Raw genomic sequence first — 17,146 nt, forward strand, 5'->3', positions numbered from 1 at the left:
CTTGAAGAGAGCTCCATGGATAACCACCCGAACAAGCGTTACCTGCTGGCCATCGATAACGGCACCCAGAGTGTGCGTGCGCTGCTCTTCGATCTGCAGGGCAATCTGCTCGGCAAAGGCAAGGTCGAGTTGCAGGCGTATTACTCGACGCAACCGGGCTGGGCCGAGCAGGATCCGGAGTATTACTGGGCGAAACTGGGTGAGGCGTGTCAGCAGGTCTGGACGCAAACCGGCATCGATCGCTCGCAGATTGCCGGCGTGTCACTGACCACTCAGCGCGGCACAGTGATCAATGTCGATGCCGAGGGCAAACCGCTGCGCCCGGCGATTCTGTGGCTCGATCAGCGTCAGAGCGAAGTCGAGGGCGGCATCAAGGGACCGTGGGGCTGGCTGTTCAAACTGGTCGGTGCGCAGGGCACTGTGGATTACTTTCGTGCCCAGGCTGAGGCGAACTGGATCGCTCAGCATCAGCCTGATGTGTGGGCGGCGACTGACAAGTTTTTGCTGCTCTCGGGGTTTCTCACCCATCGACTGTGCGGGCGCTTTGTCGACTCGATCGGCTGTTGCGTTGGCTACCTGCCGTTCGATTTCAAACGGCTGAAATGGGCCGCGCCGAGTGACTGGAAATGGCAGGCACTGGCGGTGCGGCCCGAGCAATTGCCGACCCTGCATAAACCCGGTGAAACACTCGGCCACATTACCGCCGAGGCCGCTCGCCATACGGGTATTCCCGAAGGCTTGCCGCTGATTGCTGCAGGCGCCGACAAGGCTTGCGAAGTGGTCGGTGCCGGCGTGGTCGATGCGGCTACGGTGTGCCTGTCCTACGGCACCACGGCGACGATCACCAGCACCCGTTCGCGTTATCTGGAAATCGTCCCGTTGATTCCGCCGTATCCATCGGCGGTGCCGGATCAGTTCAACTGCGAGGTGATGATTTATCGCGGTTACTGGATGGTCAGCTGGTTCAAGAACGAGTTCGGGTTGCGCGAGATGCAGCAGGCCAAAGAGCAGGGCATCGAGCCGGAGCAGTTGTTCGATGCACTGGTTGAGGCGGTGCCGCCGGGGTCGATGGGCCTGATGTTGCAACCGTACTGGTCGCCGGGGATTCGCGAGCCGGGTGTCGAGGCGAAAGGCGCGATGATCGGCTTCGGCGATGTGCACACCCGCGCGCATATTTACCGGGCGATTCTGGAAGGGCTGGCGTATGCCTTGCGCCAGGGCATGGAGAATATCGAGCGGCGTTCGAAGGTGTCGGTCAAGCGTCTGCGCGTTGCCGGTGGTGGTTCGCAGAGTGATGCGGCGATGCAATTGACGGCGAATATTTTCGGCCTGCCGGCGGAGCGGCCGCACGTGTATGAAGCGTCGGGTCTGGGCGCGGCGATTTGTTGTGCGGTGGGGGTGGGGTTGCATGCGGATTTCCCTACAGCCATCGCTTCAATGACCAGAGTAGGGGCTGTCTTCACCCCACAACCCGATGCGCAAAAAATCTACGAGCAACTGTACAAAGAGGTCTACCTGCGCATGTACCGCCAGCTTAAACCGCTGTACCAGAGCATCCGCAAAATCACCGGTTACCCCGCTTAGCTGACCACCACAAATTCCCTGTAGGAGCTGCCGAAGGCTGCGATCTTTTGACGTTGATCTTAAAAAACAAGATCAAAAGATCGCAGCCTTCGGCAGCTCCTACAGGGACCGTATTGCGACTCGATGTGGCGCCATCGGAGACTTTTTCTGGTGAGATCGGACAGTGTCAGCGGCGGGGTCGGTTGTTAGGCTCATCCCCCACGGCACCTCCAATAAGAACGAAAAGCAATGAAGCTGACCTTCCTCCTGTTGCTGCTTTGTGCAACGGCCCCGAGCGCCTGGGGCTGGTCGAACCATACGGTCGGCAGCTATCTGGCGTTGCAGGATCTGCCGGCGTTGCGCGATGCGCCACCGGTGGAAGTCGAGCCGCTGGAGCAGTTTCTCACCGAGCAATACCCGGCCGTGCTGGCGCTGTTGGAGCAACAGGAAAGCTTTGCCCGCGAGCACTTCGCTCAGTACCCGCCACGCCCCGATAACCTGAAATTGCCTGCGGTGCCGAGTGACAATCTGCGCCACGACTTCCTCACCGCGTTGCGCATCAACCCCGAGATTCATCTGGCGATGGTCATCCAGCCATTGCCCGGCAAAGACCTGCCCGAACGTGAGCATCTGCAGGCCAATCAAGTCATGGTCGAGCAAACCCTGTCACCGTGGAATCGCCAGCGCTTTATCGTCATCGCCGAGCACGAAAAAGTCGCAGCGCTGGCCGTGCTCGCCAGCGCCGCCGACGAACCGGATTACGGCCACGACATCAATCTGTTCAGCGACAACCCTGGCAACGTCGGCGCGCTGTACGGTTTCGGCCCGCAACCGTTCGGCGATGCGCGTTTCCAGTACAGCTCGCAGGCGCCGTTCCACATGGGCTTCTTCCATGAAAGCGCGGTGGTCTACGCCGCTGCCGGTTTCCTCGAACGCAGTTGGCCGGACTGGCGCGCGTATCAATACATGGGCCTGGCGCGATTGGCGTTTGCCAGTGGTCATCCGTATTGGGGTTATCGCTTTCTCGGCTGGGGCCTGCACCATATTCAGGACCTGACCCAGCCCTATCACGCCAAGCCTTTGCCCGGCGTCGATCTCGCCAGTCTTTTGCTGCTGGAAGGCAAGGCCATCGCCGGTTTCGCTGAGGACAAACAAGCCTCCATCGAGCGCGTCGCCACTCGGCATATGGAAGTCGAGAAGTACCAGTCGACCTGGCTGCGGCGCTTGCTGCGCGCCGGTCAGCCGCACCCGATGCTCGCGGCTTACACCGATGTGGCTCAGGACAAAAGCTACCCGCCGTACTCGGTCGATTACCTGCGCGAAGTGGTCAGTGCCGAGTCGGTCAACGATTCCGCAGCGTTCGACGAGGCCATCGGGCAGTGGCTTGAGACGGCACCGACTACCAGTGATTTCAGCAGCGGCAATCAGCTGCATCGCGAAGATTTCGACCATCCAGCACTCAATCAGCAACTGTTCAAGTTACTGAGGCATTTCGGCTCGCACAGCCGAATCTACGTCTGCGCGGGATTGGCGCCCTAGCCCTCGCGGCAGGACAACAAAACAATAAAAAACAGGGAAGGAGGAACACATGATCAACACTCGATTGCGCCTGACCGGCGCGGCGCTCCCCGGTGTCGGCCTGGCAGGTCTGCTGCAACTGTGCGCAGTCGATGCGGCGCACGCGGTGGAGTTCAGCCTGATGGACAAGCAGGTCACCGGCTCCCTCGACACGACCTTGTCCTACGGTCGTTTGTGGCGGGTGCAGGGCCGCGACAAGACTAACGATGACGTCAACACCAACGACGGCAATCGCAACTTCGATACCGGGCTGGTTTCCGAGGTGTACAAGATCACCTCCGAGCTTGAAGCCAACTATCAGAACTACGGTGTGTTCGTGCGCGGCACCGCGTTCTACGACACGCAACTGATGGACAAACGCAACGACTACTACGACAACAACAGTCCTTCACAGCCGAGCCAGAGCTACCCGCAGGATAACCATTTCACCAGCCAGACCCGCGACATCGCCGGCAGCCGTATCGAGATGCTCGACGCCTATGTGCATGGCAGTTGGGACGTTGCGCAGATGCCGGTGACGGCCCGCGTCGGTCGACAAGTGTTCAACTGGGGCGAGGGGATTTTCTATCGCGGCGGGATCAACACCACCAACCCGGTGGACGCCGCCAAGTACCGCTTACCCGGCGCGGAAGTGAAGGAAGTGCTGGTGCCGGTCGAGGCGCTGAGCTTCAACATCGGCCTGACCGATTCACTGACCATGGAGAGTTTCTACCAGACCAACTGGAAGGAAACCCGTATCGACCCAGTCGGCACCTTCTACTCGCAAACCGACCTGTTCGCCGACGGCGGCAACACCGGTTACAACAACTTCAGCGGTACGGCGCTTGATACACCGGTGCCGGGGTTCGGCAACGTCATCGGTTTGTACAGCGCATTGGGCAACAACCCATTGCTGAGTTCCGCCCTGCAAACCACTGGCCTGTACGCCAACGGCGTGACGCCGGCCTACGGCAACACACTGAAAGTGGCGAGCATCGGCAAGGACTACAACGCGCGCAACGATGGCCAGTTTGGTTTTGCCTTTCGCTACATCGCCGAACAGCTCAACAGCACCGAGTTCGGCTTGTACATGGTCAATTACCACGCCAAGGAACCGACCATCGCTGCCGATCTCGGCGGCTACAAAGGCATCGACATGGATGCCCTGAGCAACCTGTTGTCCGGTGTCGCCGGCAGTCAGGCCGGGGCGCTGGCCAACGGTCTGGCCACCGCTGATGTGATGGGCAATATCCAGGCGCATCGGCGTTATGCCGAAGACATTCGCATGTACGGCTTCAGCTTCAACACCACACTGGGCGAGGCCTCGGTGTTCGGCGAAATTGCTTATCGGCCGAACCTGCCAATCGGCGTTGCGGCGACCAACGATTTGATCGGCGACCTGGCCAACGGTGCTGCCGTGGCGGTGACGGGCCGGTCGATCAACGTCGGCGGGCAGATGGTCAATCTCAACAGCGAGATCAACAACGCCGAGCGTGTGGAAGCGTTCAACACCTCGCTCGGCACCATTTACAACTTCGGCCCGACGGCCTCGTTCGACTCGCTGTTCGGTATCTTCGAACTGGCCTCCGAACACCTGCGCGGCAGCAGTCTGCAATACACCGCGTATGACGGCAGCCGACGTTATTACGCCGGCACCGGTAACTATTCGTATGTCTCCGGCGGTGATCGCGACGATCAGGTCAACCGCAATTCCTACAGCTACACGGCGATGCTCAACGGCACCTGGAACGACGTGTACGCCGGGGTCAATGTCTCGCCCTACATCGTTTACAAGGACGATTTCGAGGGCAACAGCTATCAGGCCGGCAACACCATCGAAGGTCGCAAGGCTTACACGCTGGGGATCAAGGCCAACTATCAGAACAAGCTCGAAGCCGAACTGCAATACACCGAGTTCTACGGCGGCGGGCAGAACAACGGCATCCGCGACCGCGACAACGTCGGGTTCAACCTCAAGTATTTCTTGTGATTGGCCGGAGCAAATCTTGCGGCACCCCGTCCCCCTGTGGGAGCGGGCTTGCCCGCGATGACGGCAGCACATTCGACATCAATGGTGGCTGACCCACCGCAATCGCTGGCAAGCCAGCTCCCACAGGTTTTTGTACTTTGGAGAAGATCATGGTTCGCACTTCAAGATTGACCAAGGCTTCGCTAGGGCTTGTTTTAGGCTTGGCCGCAGGCACCGCACTGGCCGCCACCACCCCACAACAAGCCGAACAACTGAAAACCACCCTGACCCCCATGGGCGCCGAGCGCGCCGGCAACGCCGCCGGCACCATCCCCGCGTGGACCGGCGGCATCACTCAAGCCCCGGCCGGCTACAAACCGGGCCAGCATCACCCGGATCCGTACGCGGCCGACAAACCGCTGTTCACCATCACCAAAGCCAATCTCGACCAGTACAAAGCGCACCTCAGTCCCGGCCAGATCGCCCTGTTCAACAGCTACCCCGACACCTTCCAGATGCCGATCTATCCGTCCCGTCGATCCGGTTCGGCACCGCAGTGGCTGTACGACAACACCCTGAAAAACGCCACCTCGGCCAAGCTGCTCGAAGGCGGTAGCGGTTTCTCCGATGCTTACGGCGGCGTACCGTTCCCGGTGCCGAAGGACGGCGTTGAAGTGCTGTGGAACCACATCACCCGTTATCGCGGCATCTATGTCGTGCGCCGCGCCTCCGAAGCGCCAGTGCAACGTAACGGCAGTTTCGCGCTGGTGACGTCGCAGCAGGAAGCCCTGTTCAACTACTACCGCCCGAACGGCCAGTTCGCCGACCTGAAAAACATCCTGTTCTACTACCTCGCCTTCGTGAAAAGCCCGGCGCGACTGGCCGGCGGTGCCGCACTGGTGCACGAAACCCTCGATCAGCTCAAGGACGCACGCCAGGCCTGGATCTACGACGCCGGCCAACGCCGCGTGCGCCGCGCACCGAACCTCGCCTACGACACGCCAATCGCATCCTCCGATGGCCTGCGCACCGCCGACGACACCGACCTGTTCAACGGTTCGCCGGATCGCTACGAGTGGAAGCTCAAGGGCAAACAGGAAATCTACATCCCCTACAACAACTACAAAGTCGCCAGCCCCGAGGTGAAATACGCGCAACTGCTCACCCCGGGCCACCTCAACCCGCAATACACCCGCTACGAACTGCACCGGGTCTGGGTGGTGGAAGGCAACTTGAAACCGGGCTCGCGGCATATCTATTCCAAGCGTGTGCTGTTTCTCGATGAAGACAGCTGGGGCGCGGCACTGGTCGATCAATACGATGGGCGAGGGGAGTTGTGGCGGGTGTCGATGGCCTACCTGAAAAACTTCTACGACCTGCCGACGACGTGGAGTGCGCTGGACGTGTTCCACGATTTGCAGGCGCGCCGGTACTACGTGCAGAACCTCGATAACGAAGAAGCGGAGACGGTGGATTTCGCGCAGCCGGTGCCGGAGGATGCGTATTTTATGCCGTCGGCGTTGCGGCAGCGTGGGACGCGGTAAGTGATTACGCTGGCTGTTCTTGGGCGGATGGATGTTAGTCTCGATCAATGATTTTTGTTTGATAGCAGGAGGCATCATGGCCAGCATCACAATTCGAAATATTGATGGTCCGCTCATGGATCAGTTACGGATTAACGCGGCCCAGAACGGAAATTCCATCGAGGAAGAAGCTCGCATGATTCTGGGGCGAGCATTGATTAGAAGGGATAGCGCTGGAGGCTTGGGTAGCCGGATTCGCCAGCGCTTTTCCTCGGTCGGAGGGATCGACCTTGGTTTGCCTTCACGGCAGGAAAAAGCCAGGGTTATGGATTTTCCAGATTGCTGATGCTCGAAATGCGCACGCGCTGAAGAATACCTTCATGTAGGAGCTGCCGAAGGCTGCGATCTTTTGATCTTGCTTTTTATTATTAGAAGCCAGAATCAAAAACGCAACTTCCGGCAGCTCCCGCATTAAGGGGAGCCCCCTCTACATCGAGGGCTGAGCTATCGCCTTCGCGAGCAAGCTCTGCTCCAATAGGAGCGCTGACTATTCGGTTGGTACGACTTTGTCCAACATTCGATTAGCCGCCAGCTCCGCGATCATCACGATCTGGGTGATACCTTGCAGCGTTTAGCGATGGGTGCCTTCAACCATGGCCACGTGTCTGTTGAGTATGACGGTGGCCGAACCGAGTGATTCGCTGGCGTCGGCCAGCAGTGACTCGGTGTCGGCGTCGGGGTTGGTTTGATAAAGCGTGTTGGGCGTGTAAGGCGCGGCCATGATTTACGCGGTCAGTGGGCCGCGTAGTGGTAGAGCGCGCGTTCGGCGGCTTCGTTGAATTTTTTTAGTCTGGTGATTCGTAGCGGGATGCCGGGTCTGTGGTCGGCGGGTTTGGCGTTACCTTGAACGTAGTTTTGGGTCTTGGATTAGGAGCCAGCACAGTTTCTCTACCAATAAGAAGAGGTGGCAGCTGTGCGCAGGTTATGCGCCCTAATAACCCCGAGCTCAGTGACCCGATTGAAGTTACTGCTGACCACTAAATCGCACAAGCTGGCGAATTCTGGCGTAGCTGTAGGCAAAGGCGCAAGATTGTGTGGACATCAGGGCGTAACGCAGTGTGTTGTTAAGTAGCATGTTTTAATGTTTGCCTGAATGACTTTACCCGGATTTTTTGTATTAACTTGAAAGATTAAATGGCTAAGGAGCAGGAGGTCAGCCTTAGTTGTTTTATAACTGCTCAGTTTTTTTGTTGGGTGATGCATGCCCACCTTTCAAAAGAAGTGCTCTCAGGGCGACAGAAATAACCAGTTGAGAGCAACTCCTGTTTTTGTAGCAAGGTAAAAATAGACTAATTATTTTTCTGATTAAAATAGATGGTCAAAAAATCTAGTGCCTCAAGCTTTTGAGTTTTGCTCACTGACTGAAGAATGCCAATGAGGTTTATTTTGCCGCTACTGGAGTCCCAGTAGTTTTTTTTCATCACTTGGTGTCTCCCGCACAAGGCTTGCCATTTCGTTGGGTCATCGGGATCGGAAGCGGGGTTGATTGAGTGAGGCACCATGTGATCCGCAGTTAATCTAACTGTTCCCCCTCCAATAGGATCGATATCTCCCGGAGCGAGGTTGCATTTTTGCCCATCTTCAGTCCATTCACATTGATGATTTGCTCGAGCTAGAACCGCTTGCCAGCAAGCTAACGAGGGAAGAACCCTCCTCGCGGCTTCGGCTCTTCTATCGGTGTGAGGCATGACATATTCTTCAGGTGTCAGCAAACTCCAGTCACGCTTCGATAGGATCGTGTAGCCACTGTCAGTCCTTAGCTCTGAGAGGCGCTGATGCCAGTTCTCTGGCTCAATCCCGGTCTCTGGATTCGTAGCAGCGCGAATAATTTGCTGACGCGTCACGACTTTTCCGAGGTTATTGAGGAACAGAGCTTCTATGCGAGCTCTGACCGATCGTTGAGTGTAAGTAGATGTATCATTGCTGTAGATTTTTTCCTGAGGGATCATGGCTCGCTCCTTGGATTTGGAGGTCAGAATGCCATCACACGATATCGGTGTGAAGGGATTTCCTACGTAGAGCAAGCGCATTCGGTGTAGGACGGGATGAAAATCCGTACAGATGGCGTTGAATTTTAGAGGCAATAATCAGGCGCCATGTTCTAGCTGAGGGTGTTAATATTAATTATTGTTTTGATATGGTTAATTATTTTGAAAACAAACATGCTTGTGTCGCGAATAAAGGAGCTCGCGGAAAAGTTGGGGTTGGGAGAGGTGGAGCTGCCGACGGAGTTATTTGGACTAAATCCAGCTCATGTAGATGAAGGGGATTGTTTGCTTTTGAAGTCGGACAATCTAAAAGCCTTGGGTTGGTTGTTGCAGAAAGAGCATTTAAAGGTTGATTTTTGCTACATAGATCCTCCTTATAATACGGGTAGTAGCTTTGTTTATCATGATAAAAGACAACGGCGAGATGTGAGTATCTGGTCAAAGCATCATGATTGGTTAGCGTTTATGCTACCGAGGCTAGTGGCAACGCAGATGCTCCTAAATGATCAGGGAGTAATTGCGGTTAGCATTGATGATTATGAGTATCCATATCTAAAGATTTTGATGGATTCGGTGTTTGGTGAGATAAATTTTATTTCCAGTCTGATAGTGTGTCGAAGTAAGAATGGAAAAGGCGGAAAAGCCAATGTGGCTGTTAATCATGAGTATGTACTTCTGTATGGTAAGACACAAAAGGCTGCGCTCAGAGGTGTTGAAGATTCTGATTTAGAGAGATATGACAAAGAAGATGAGCATGGGAAGTATAAGATTGATGGGCTTTTTCGTAAAAAGGGTGACGCAAGCAGGCGTGAAGATCGACCAAATATGTTTTATCCGCTGTATTATTCGCAGGACGGTCAGGTTTATACAAAAAAAATCCGAGAGGATCTTATTGAAGTGTGGCCCAGTGATTCAAAGGGTATAGAAAGGCGCTGGCTGTGGGGAAGGGAGAAGGCTGAGTCTGAAAGTTGGAAGCTTTATGCCTCTGCAAAGGGCGTAGTATATGTTAAGAACTATTCGTCTGCGAATAAGAGGATTAAAATTCGTAGTATTTTGGATAAGCAAGAATATCTGAATGATAAGGCGGCGAGAGAGGTGAAGCTTATATATGGGGAGAAGATTTTTGAAACTCCAAAGCCAATTGGTCTAATTAAGGATTTGATTGATTGTTGCTCTCCGCCTGATGCGGTGGTTCTTGATTATTTTGCTGGGACCGGCACAACTGCGCATGCTTGTTATTTGCTGAATAAAGAAAAGGGTGCTTGTCGAAAAAGTATACTTGTTGAACATGAGTTTGTTATCCCGGATACGCATTTTGCTGGTGTGGCAGGATTTAGAAATACTGCTGAAATGACCGAGTTTAGACTTCGTAAGATTAAAGAAGCCGACTCTGAATTTGATTACGTTGCGTTGGCGGTTTAAATGTGGTGCTGGTTTCTTGTTTTTTTTGTTTGTAGGCTATGAATTATACGTTGGATTTTAGTTTTGTATGTTTTGGGTTAATTAAAGTATTGCAGGCTTAGCGGTGAGTTTGGCGCTGACGGGTGAGCTTTGCTCGAATGCAGAAATTTAGGATTAGCATCGACGCATTTGTCAGATATATGCTCACATTTTGAAGTGCCGGTTAGTTTTTTATACGCTGCGTAGTTGAAATGTTAGGCGGTCAGTCATAAAAAATCGCGAGCAGGCTCACTCCTACAGGGGATTGGCGTCGTTCACATAATCTGTGATCAACGCCATTTCTTGTAGGAGTGAGCCTGCTCGCGATGCGGTTTTAGCTTCAGCGCGAAATCAGGATCAAACGCGGAAGTGGCTGACCATCTGTTGCAATTGACCACCCAAACGCGCCAGTTCAACACTCGACGCTGCCGTCTCATCACTCGCCGCTGCGGTCTGTTCCGACACATCGCGCACGTTGATGATGCTGCGGCTGATCTCTTCAGCCACTGCACTTTGCTGTTCGGCAGCGGCGGCGATCTGCTGGTTCATCGACTGGATGTTCGACACCGTGCGGGTGATGTTTTCCAGTGATGCGCCAGCCTTGCGCGTCAGCGCTACGCTGCTGTCGGTCAGGGCGCGGCTGTTGCTCATTACCGCCGAGACTTGCTGGGTGCCGTTCTGCAGACCGGCGACCAGGCCTTCGATTTCTTCGGTGGATTTCTGCGTGCGCTGAGCCAGGCCACGAACTTCATCGGCAACCACGGCAAAACCACGACCGGCTTCACCGGCACGCGCGGCTTCAATTGCAGCGTTGAGTGCCAGCAGGTTGGTCTGTTCGGCCACGGCTTTGATCACGTCCATGACGCTGCCGATCTTGTCGCTTTCCTGTTGCAGTACGCTCATGGCTTCGGTCGAACGCACCACTTCGCTGGCCAGACGCTCGATCTGCGCGATGGCCTCGTTCACCACTTTGTCGCCTTCACGGGCTTCGCCGTCAGCGGCGGCGGCCGCTTGCGAGGCTTCTTCGGCGTTGCGCGCGACTTCCTGCACGGTGGCGGTCATCTCGTGCATGGCGGTGGCGACCTGATCGGTCTCGACTTTCTGGCTGTTCACACCGGCGCTGGTCTGCTCGGTCACAGCGGACAGTTCTTCGGCAGCGCTGGCGATCTGGGTGACGCCGTCGCGGATACCGCTGATCAAGTCACGCAGGGTCACACCCATGCGGGCGATGCCTTGTTGCAGCACGCCGAGTTCGTCGCGGCGGGTGACAGTAACGTTCTGGGTCAGGTCGCCGCTGGCAATGCGCTCGACCACGGCCAGGGTTTCTTGCAGCGGACGGGTGATCTGACGGGTGATGATTACCGCAGCAATCACGCCGACCAACAGTGCCAGCAGCGTGCTGATCAACTGGAAGGTGCGTGCCTGGGCGCTTTCTACATCACGGCGATCAAGCTGGATCTGATACAGCTGTTCGCTGGTGGTAACGATCGCGGCACCTTGATCGGTCATTTCCTTACGGGCCTGCACGGCGTCGGTGTTGGCGTTTTTATAGGCCATCAACGCGCTGCGATAGTTGACGAGTGCGGTTTCCAGCTGACGCAGCGCGTCTTGCTGAGAATCAGCGAAATGCACGTTCAGTTGCTTGAGGCTGGCAATCGCTACATCCAGTTGGCCAACGGCTTTCTGCTCGGTGTCGGCATTGGTGGTGGCGGTATAGCCGCGCACTTCGTAGCGCGCGAGGATAAACGCTTCCTTGGCGGCGGTGATCGCCTGGAACTGTTCGAAACGCTGCTCGCTCATGTCCATCTGCTGCACGCGTTTGCTGATCGATTCGATCTGGTTGTACGCGGTCTCTGCACTCACGCTCATGCTGTCGCGGGCGCTGTTGCCGGTGCGGTAGGCATTGCGCATTTTATTCAGCGAGGTCTGGTATTCAGCGATGGTCGCGGCCTGCTCCTTGAGCAGTTTGACGTTTTCCGGGCTCTTGAATTTGCTGATCAGCGCCTGTTGCTGGGCGGCGAAGCTTTCAAGGGTGGTCTGCACATTCTGTGCGGCGGTTTCATCGCCATTGGTCAGCATGTATTGCAGGCGCACCACGCGCAGTTTGGTCAGACCGGCATTGAGCTGGGTGATGTCGCTCATCCAGTTGCTGCGGTCGATCAGGCCGCCGAGGCTGGTCCAGCCCGTCAGGGCCAGCACGCAGGTCAGGGCCAGCACCAGGCCGAAGCCCAGGCCCAGTTTCATGTTCACGCTGATGTTGCCGAACCAGCTATTCATCAAAAATCCTCCAGAAACGTTGGGTTTCTTGTCGTCGGTTAGGCTGGAAGATTGTTGTTTTTTTGAGCCAGCAAGGGTGTTAGCAGGTTTGTATCGGCCGCAAATCCGAGAGCTGAAAGGTTTTTGTCCGACAGAATTTGTAACAAGCCCGTCCAAGACTTTTTTCACATGGGTTTCACTGGCTGCCCACGCGCGCCTCTGTACCTTCACCGCATCGAATGAACCCGTGATGCAGAGTGGCGAGGCGGTTTTTGTGGAATTGAGACTGAGTCTGTTCGGCGTCAAACGCGCGATAGATCTGAGCTTTTTGGCGCGTTTTCGCAACACCTGGGTGGTGTTGGCGGCATCGGTATTGGTGATCCCGCTAACCCTGTGGTTACTGGCGCCGGCGGCGGTGCCGGATCTGGCCCACGGCAATACAGCGGGTGCACAAGCGTTGGCAGCGGGGTGGGCCAAGGGCGACATGATCGTCCTGGTGCGTCACGTCGAGCGTTGCGATCACTCCAAAGCCGCGTGCCTGAGCGGTAATGACGGCATCACCGATCGCTCGCGCAGTGTCGCGGTGGCGGTCGGTGCGCAGTTCGAGCAACTGGGCCTGAACAACGCCGACATCTATAACAGTCCGTCGATGCGCACGGTGCAGACCGCCGGTTACATGTTCAACCATGCCGCCAGCGGTGACGACTGGCTGATCAACTGCCGGGGTCGCATGTTGCAGGATGCGCTCGCCCACAAGGTTCCCGGTCGCAATCTGGTCCTGGTGACCCACAGCGAATGCATGGCGCAAATCGAGAAAGACCTCAAAGTGCCGACCTCGGACATGGGTTATGGCTCGTCATTGTTTGTTTCCGCTGCCAGACCGGCGGCTCCCAAGATGCTCGGCTTTATTGAAGCCTCCGACTGGCGCACGGTGACCACCCGATGAAATCCCGTTTCTACGTTTATAACTTCGGCATTCCGCTGGCCTGCGCGGCGCTGGTGTTCCTGATGTTCGACATGACCAGAATCGACATCGCCTTCAGCAACCTGCTGTTCGATCCGCTGACCCAGACCTTCCCGCTCGACAAAATCCACTTTTTCGAAAAGCTCACGCATAAATGGGCGCGGATCATTCCGAACTGGACGGCGGAAATCGCCCTGATCGGCGCGCTGCTATCGGTGGTCTGGCCGTTGGTCAATTCGCACAAACGTCCGCGACTCGGTGCAATGCTGGAGCGCAGCAAAGTCGCGCCGGTGCTGCGATTTACCGCTGATCACCGTAGGGATTTTCTGTTTGTCGTGGTCGCATTTGCGGTCTGTACGGGGGTGATTCACTTTCTCAAATCCCACACCAGCGTTTACTGCCCGATCGAGACCACGCTGTACGGCGGGAAAATGGCCCACATTGAGTGGTACAGCAATTTTCAACTGTTCCATGAAGCCGGCAGTGGCCGGTGCTGGCCGGGTGGTCATGCGTCGGGTGGCTTCACCATGCTGGCGCTGTATTTCGTGGCGCGGCGCTATCAATGGCGGTTTTCCAGTGCAATCTTGTGGGGCTCTCTGCTGTTGGGGGGCGTGTATGGGACTACTCGTGTCCTGCAAGGCTGGCACTACATGTCCCACACCTTCTGGGCCGGAATCTTCGTGTGGCTGGCGTGTTTGCTGACAGCGCTGGCCTTCTACGGACGCGCGCGGCTGGATGTGCCGGTGCTGGGCAAGCGTGAGCAGAAAGCTTTCGGTGCTCAGCCTGAGGTCTCTCTCTGAACCCGTTCGGATGAAATGAAAAACCCGCCAATCATCGGCGGGTTTTTTATGGGCTGCACAGGGCTCAATAGCCGACGAAGTAATACGCCTGACGCCCGACCATCATGGTCTTGAGTACTTTCAGTGGGCGCGCGGGTTCGCTGTCGCCGGCCATCACCACGACATGCGAGGGCGAGGCCGTGAGGAAGTCTCGCAACTGTGCCTCGGTATCCAGCCCTTTGAGCACTTGCTGGGTATAGAAGACCGTCGCGCCACCGATCCGCTCATTGGCCTGAAACAGTGCGACCTGATGCCCGGCGGTCTGCAGTGTCTGAATTTCTGTGCTCAATGGCAGGAACGAAAGCTTTTTGTCGGCGTGGGGCAGGGCCCATTGCGCGGCGGCGAGGTAACTGCCGATCACCAGCGTGAACACACCCACTGCCAGTGTCTGACGGTGACGGGCGATTCGGCCTACGAATCGATTGGCGGATTCGTACTGCTTCAATCGTTCGAACAACACGCTTGCATATTCTGCCGCGATCACCGCTGCGGCTGGCGTCATCGACATCAGGTACACCGTGCGCTTGCTCGACGCCAACGTCAGCATCACGAACTGCGCAACGATCCACAGGCTGAAAAACAGCAAGTAGCGGTTGGCCTTCAGATGTTTGCGGAAATGCCAGAGCCCCAGGTACACCAGAATGTTCCACGGCAGGAAGGCTTCCGGCAGCTTCGCGAGGTAGTAATAGAACGGTTCGTAGTGCCCGGCCTCGACGAACGAACCGCTGAAGCGCCCGACACTGTTGGTCAGCAGCACCTCTTTGACGGCCTGCGCGCCACCGTGCTGGAAGAGGATGACGAGCCAGATCAGCAGCGGAATCAAGCCGACCAGGGTCAGTAAGCCCGGCCACAGCCAATCGGTGATTTTCAGACGCTTGTCCATCAGGTTGTCAGCCAGCAGATAAGCAAAAATCACCACCCCCGGCATCGCCAGCCCCAGCACACCTTTGCTCAATGTAGCGATGGCGATCCCGACGACAAACAACAACGAGTTGCCGAGAGTCGATGCTCGTTGCGCCTGAAAAAAGGCCAGCAACGCCGTGGTCACGCCGAGGGCGAGCAATGCATCTTCACCGACGCCGCGCACATTGCTCCAGTAACTGGCCATGGTCGCGAGCAGAATGCCCGCCGTCCAGGCAATCATCTTCGGCCGTTCAAAGCGGCGCAACATGCCGTACAGCAGCATCACACTGAGCAGCCCGGCCACCGCCGACGCCAGTCGCACGGCCCACGGTGAAACGCCGAATACGCGCATCGCGCCAGCGTCCAGCCACAGGCTCAGTGGTGGTTTTTCCAGAAACGGTTCACCGAACAGGCGCGGCGTCACCCAGTCGTCGTCCAGATGCATCTCCATGGCGATGCCGGCGACGCGGGCCTCGGTGGAGCCTTGCAATTGGTGGTTACCCAGCGCGAAGAAAAACAGCAGGGCGGCAAGCAGAAACAGTGAAGTGACGGCACGCGACATAGTTTCAGGCAACCGGAAGTGGCGGGAGCCTGAGCATACGTCGGCAATCCTGAACAAATTGTGAAGCTCAGGCCAGTTGTCGCGACCAGCGTTTTTCCGGCGTTTCGAACCTCGAGTTGACCAGCGCCGTCAGCACGTGGTCCTGCCAGCGTCCGGCAATGTTCAGATACGCCTTGGCGTAACCCTCATGTTCGAAACCCAGGCGCTCAAGCAAGCGAGCGCTGCGCTCGTTGCCGGGAATGTAATTGGCCATGATCCGGTGCAGGCTCTGGGTCTCGAACATGTAAGAGATACCGGTCTCCAGCGCTTCGTGCATCAAGCCCTGACCCTGTTGGGCCTCGTCGATGTGATAACCCAGATAACACGCCTGAAAGGCCCCGCGAATAATGCCGCTGAAGTTGCAGGCGCCGATCATTTGCTGGCCATCCGGGGTCAACAGCGCGAAGTGCATGGCCAGCCCGGCCTCGAATGCACTTGCCTGTATTTCAAGGCGTCGGCGAATCTGCTCGGTGGAAAAGTATTCGGTGGTGCGGATGGGCGACCATGGCGCGAGGTGACGCTGGTTGCGTTGATAGAACTGGCTTTCAAGGTCGGCTTGTTCCGGAGCCAGTATCGCGAGCGTCAGGCGTTGGCAGGGCAGGGTCAACAGCGGCATCGGATGCTCCGGAGTAGGGGATCTTCCGGCAGGTTGGCGCAGTCACCTGTGGAAGAGCAAGCCCTACACAGGCTGACGCGGTAAGTCCGAGGCAAAAAAAAGCCCGCAGGAGCGCGGGCGAACCGTAGTTTCTTGAATGAGCGAGCGGACTGTACAAGGCTTGGCCGCGTAGCTGCAGTGAAGAAAAATTCATCTCGATGGGCGGCTCGGCGTTGGCCGATGCTCACCCGAACGACGGGGCGACTCGTACAGTTTCACCCGTCAATGGCGGGTTTCAGGCCCGCAGGTTTGCGGTCCCTGCGGGTCAAGATTGTCCCGCGCCCGGCAGACCAGGATCTCGGCCAGTGCGCTCAGTTGCTTCATTGCCACCGCCACATGGCGTTTGGAGCCATCGAACTCTTCGGCAAGGTTTGCGCTGATGGCGACGAGGGAGTCGAGGATCTCGCTGGCGTGGGTGAGCAGGGTCAGTGTGTCGACATCGTCGCGCACCTTGATGAGTTGATTGAGCGGGACGCTACGCCGCCGACGGGTCGCCTCGGTGCGTGCGGCGGTGTTCGACTGAGGTTGGGTGCTGGAAGCGGGCGCGTCGGAAGGTGCCGAGCCAACCAGCGAAAGTTGTGGGGTCTTTTTCATGACGTAGCTCCGTGGAGTGAACATTCACTGCAGTTGCGGCTGCCAAACCGTCCGCTGGTTGGCAGTGGTCGTGGAGGGTAACGTCCTGAGGAACTGTCCACCAGTTCATCAAAGTCGACGCGTGTTGCGGGAATTTTCCTAGGACGTTCGGTGTGGGAAGGCGAGTGTGGCGATAAAACCAAACGGCAGTCGCGGTGATCACGGATAGTCATTTCAAGACGTGTGGTCCGGTGA

13 protein-coding genes and 2 pseudogenes are annotated in these 17,146 nt (G+C 56.9%); 8 read left to right on the top strand and 7 right to left on the bottom strand.

Going from position 1 to position 17,146, the window contains the following annotated elements; all coding sequences use genetic code 11:
- Nucleotides 1-15 precede the first annotated feature (15 nt).
- The 5 genes from U6037_RS03645 to U6037_RS03665 all read left to right on the top strand — a co-directional run bounded on the left by U6037_RS03645 (nucleotide 16) and on the right by U6037_RS03665 (nucleotide 6,958).
- Nucleotides 16-1,584 carry an FGGY-family carbohydrate kinase gene (locus U6037_RS03645; RefSeq protein WP_322845840.1) on the top strand — a complete coding sequence of 523 codons (1,569 nt, stop codon included), beginning with the start codon at nucleotides 16-18 and terminating at the stop codon, nucleotides 1,582-1,584.
- A 228-nt stretch (nucleotides 1,585-1,812) separates the two neighbouring features.
- Complete coding sequence (locus U6037_RS03650; RefSeq protein WP_322845841.1) at nucleotides 1,813-3,102, top strand: phospholipase; 1,290 nt, start codon at nucleotides 1,813-1,815, stop codon at nucleotides 3,100-3,102.
- A gap of 49 nt (nucleotides 3,103-3,151) precedes the next feature.
- Nucleotides 3,152-5,110: a DUF1302 domain-containing protein gene (locus tag U6037_RS03655; RefSeq protein WP_322845842.1), complete on the top strand. Its 1,959-nt coding sequence runs from the start codon at nucleotides 3,152-3,154 to the stop codon at nucleotides 5,108-5,110.
- Nucleotides 5,111-5,259: 149 nt separating this feature from the next.
- Nucleotides 5,260-6,633 carry a DUF1329 domain-containing protein gene (locus U6037_RS03660; protein ID WP_322845843.1) on the top strand — a complete coding sequence of 458 codons (1,374 nt, stop codon included), beginning with the start codon at nucleotides 5,260-5,262 and terminating at the stop codon, nucleotides 6,631-6,633.
- Between the two features lie 76 nt (nucleotides 6,634-6,709).
- Nucleotides 6,710-6,958 carry a FitA-like ribbon-helix-helix domain-containing protein gene (locus U6037_RS03665; RefSeq protein ID WP_322845844.1) on the top strand — a complete coding sequence of 83 codons (249 nt, stop codon included), beginning with the start codon at nucleotides 6,710-6,712 and terminating at the stop codon, nucleotides 6,956-6,958.
- A gap of 201 nt (nucleotides 6,959-7,159) precedes the next feature.
- On the opposite strand, the pseudogene U6037_RS03670 reads toward U6037_RS03665, so the two are convergent.
- Together U6037_RS03670 and U6037_RS03675 are read right to left on the bottom strand one after the other, a co-directional pair.
- A pseudogene (locus U6037_RS03670) lies at nucleotides 7,160-7,550 on the bottom strand (DUF6124 family protein).
- 411 nt (nucleotides 7,551-7,961) lie between these two features.
- Nucleotides 7,962-8,621, bottom strand: coding sequence for a hypothetical protein (locus tag U6037_RS03675; RefSeq protein ID WP_322845845.1), 660 nt, complete (start codon nucleotides 8,619-8,621; stop codon nucleotides 7,962-7,964).
- Between the two features lie 264 nt (nucleotides 8,622-8,885).
- On the opposite strand from U6037_RS03675, the gene U6037_RS03680 reads away from it, so the two are divergent.
- Nucleotides 8,886-10,082 carry a site-specific DNA-methyltransferase gene (locus tag U6037_RS03680; protein WP_322845846.1) on the top strand — a complete coding sequence of 399 codons (1,197 nt, stop codon included), beginning with the start codon at nucleotides 8,886-8,888 and terminating at the stop codon, nucleotides 10,080-10,082.
- Between the two features lie 375 nt (nucleotides 10,083-10,457).
- Here U6037_RS03680 and U6037_RS29390 read toward each other — a convergent pair whose 3' ends face one another.
- The gene (locus tag U6037_RS29390) at nucleotides 10,458-11,321 is read right to left on the bottom strand and encodes a methyl-accepting chemotaxis protein (RefSeq protein WP_371748303.1); all 864 of its coding nucleotides are present in this window, start codon (nucleotides 11,319-11,321) and stop codon (nucleotides 10,458-10,460) included.
- Nucleotides 11,322-11,363: 42 nt separating this feature from the next.
- Nucleotides 11,364-12,377: pseudogene (locus U6037_RS29395) on the bottom strand (methyl-accepting chemotaxis protein); the annotation flags it as partial.
- Nucleotides 12,378-12,630: 253 nt separating this feature from the next.
- On the opposite strand from U6037_RS29395, the gene U6037_RS03690 reads away from it, so the two are divergent.
- A complete protein-coding gene (locus U6037_RS03690) occupies nucleotides 12,631-13,302 on the top strand; it encodes a histidine phosphatase family protein (protein ID WP_322845848.1) in 672 nt (223 codons plus the stop codon).
- A complete protein-coding gene (locus tag U6037_RS03695; RefSeq protein ID WP_322845849.1) occupies nucleotides 13,299-14,120 on the top strand; it encodes a phosphatase PAP2 family protein in 822 nt (273 codons plus the stop codon). Before U6037_RS03690 ends, U6037_RS03695 begins: the two co-directional genes overlap by 4 nt.
- A gap of 64 nt (nucleotides 14,121-14,184) precedes the next feature.
- On the opposite strand, the gene U6037_RS03700 is transcribed toward U6037_RS03695, so the two are convergent.
- From U6037_RS03700 to U6037_RS03710, 3 genes are all read right to left on the bottom strand, one after another.
- Nucleotides 14,185-15,624 (bottom strand): ArnT family glycosyltransferase, encoded by a 1,440-nt coding sequence (locus U6037_RS03700; protein WP_322845850.1) that lies wholly within the window; start codon nucleotides 15,622-15,624, stop codon nucleotides 14,185-14,187.
- Between the two features lie 67 nt (nucleotides 15,625-15,691).
- Nucleotides 15,692-16,279 carry a ribosomal protein S5-alanine N-acetyltransferase gene (rimJ, locus tag U6037_RS03705; protein ID WP_322845851.1) on the bottom strand — a complete coding sequence of 196 codons (588 nt, stop codon included), beginning with the start codon at nucleotides 16,277-16,279 and terminating at the stop codon, nucleotides 15,692-15,694.
- A gap of 261 nt (nucleotides 16,280-16,540) precedes the next feature.
- Nucleotides 16,541-16,912 carry a DUF6124 family protein gene (locus U6037_RS03710; RefSeq protein ID WP_322845852.1) on the bottom strand — a complete coding sequence of 124 codons (372 nt, stop codon included), beginning with the start codon at nucleotides 16,910-16,912 and terminating at the stop codon, nucleotides 16,541-16,543.
- Nucleotides 16,913-17,146: the final 234 nt, after the last annotated feature.

The organism is Pseudomonas sp. B33.4 (genome assembly GCF_034555375.1).
In the GTDB taxonomy this organism is placed as follows: Bacteria; Pseudomonadota; Gammaproteobacteria; order Pseudomonadales; family Pseudomonadaceae; genus Aquipseudomonas.

What these genes read in the sequence shown, in the direction of transcription:
- U6037_RS03700 (WP_322845850.1), bottom strand. Translation starts at nt 15,624, where the DNA reads ATGTCGCGTGCCGTCACTTCACTGTTTCTGCTTGCCGCCCTGCTGTTT.
- U6037_RS03655 (WP_322845842.1), top strand. Translation starts at nt 3,152, where the DNA reads ATGATCAACACTCGATTGCGCCTGACCGGCGCGGCGCTCCCCGGTGTC.
- U6037_RS03675 (WP_322845845.1), bottom strand. Translation starts at nt 8,621, where the DNA reads ATGATCCCTCAGGAAAAAATCTACAGCAATGATACATCTACTTACACT.
- U6037_RS29390 (WP_371748303.1), bottom strand. Translation starts at nt 11,321, where the DNA reads ATGGGTGTGACCCTGCGTGACTTGATCAGCGGTATCCGCGACGGCGTC.
- U6037_RS03710 (WP_322845852.1), bottom strand. Translation starts at nt 16,912, where the DNA reads ATGAAAAAGACCCCACAACTTTCGCTGGTTGGCTCGGCACCTTCCGAC.
- U6037_RS03650 (WP_322845841.1), top strand. Translation starts at nt 1,813, where the DNA reads ATGAAGCTGACCTTCCTCCTGTTGCTGCTTTGTGCAACGGCCCCGAGC.
- rimJ (WP_322845851.1), bottom strand. Translation starts at nt 16,279, where the DNA reads ATGCCGCTGTTGACCCTGCCCTGCCAACGCCTGACGCTCGCGATACTG.
- U6037_RS03695 (WP_322845849.1), top strand. Translation starts at nt 13,299, where the DNA reads ATGAAATCCCGTTTCTACGTTTATAACTTCGGCATTCCGCTGGCCTGC.
- U6037_RS03645 (WP_322845840.1), top strand. Translation starts at nt 16, where the DNA reads ATGGATAACCACCCGAACAAGCGTTACCTGCTGGCCATCGATAACGGC.
- U6037_RS03660 (WP_322845843.1), top strand. Translation starts at nt 5,260, where the DNA reads ATGGTTCGCACTTCAAGATTGACCAAGGCTTCGCTAGGGCTTGTTTTA.
- U6037_RS03665 (WP_322845844.1), top strand. Translation starts at nt 6,710, where the DNA reads ATGGCCAGCATCACAATTCGAAATATTGATGGTCCGCTCATGGATCAG.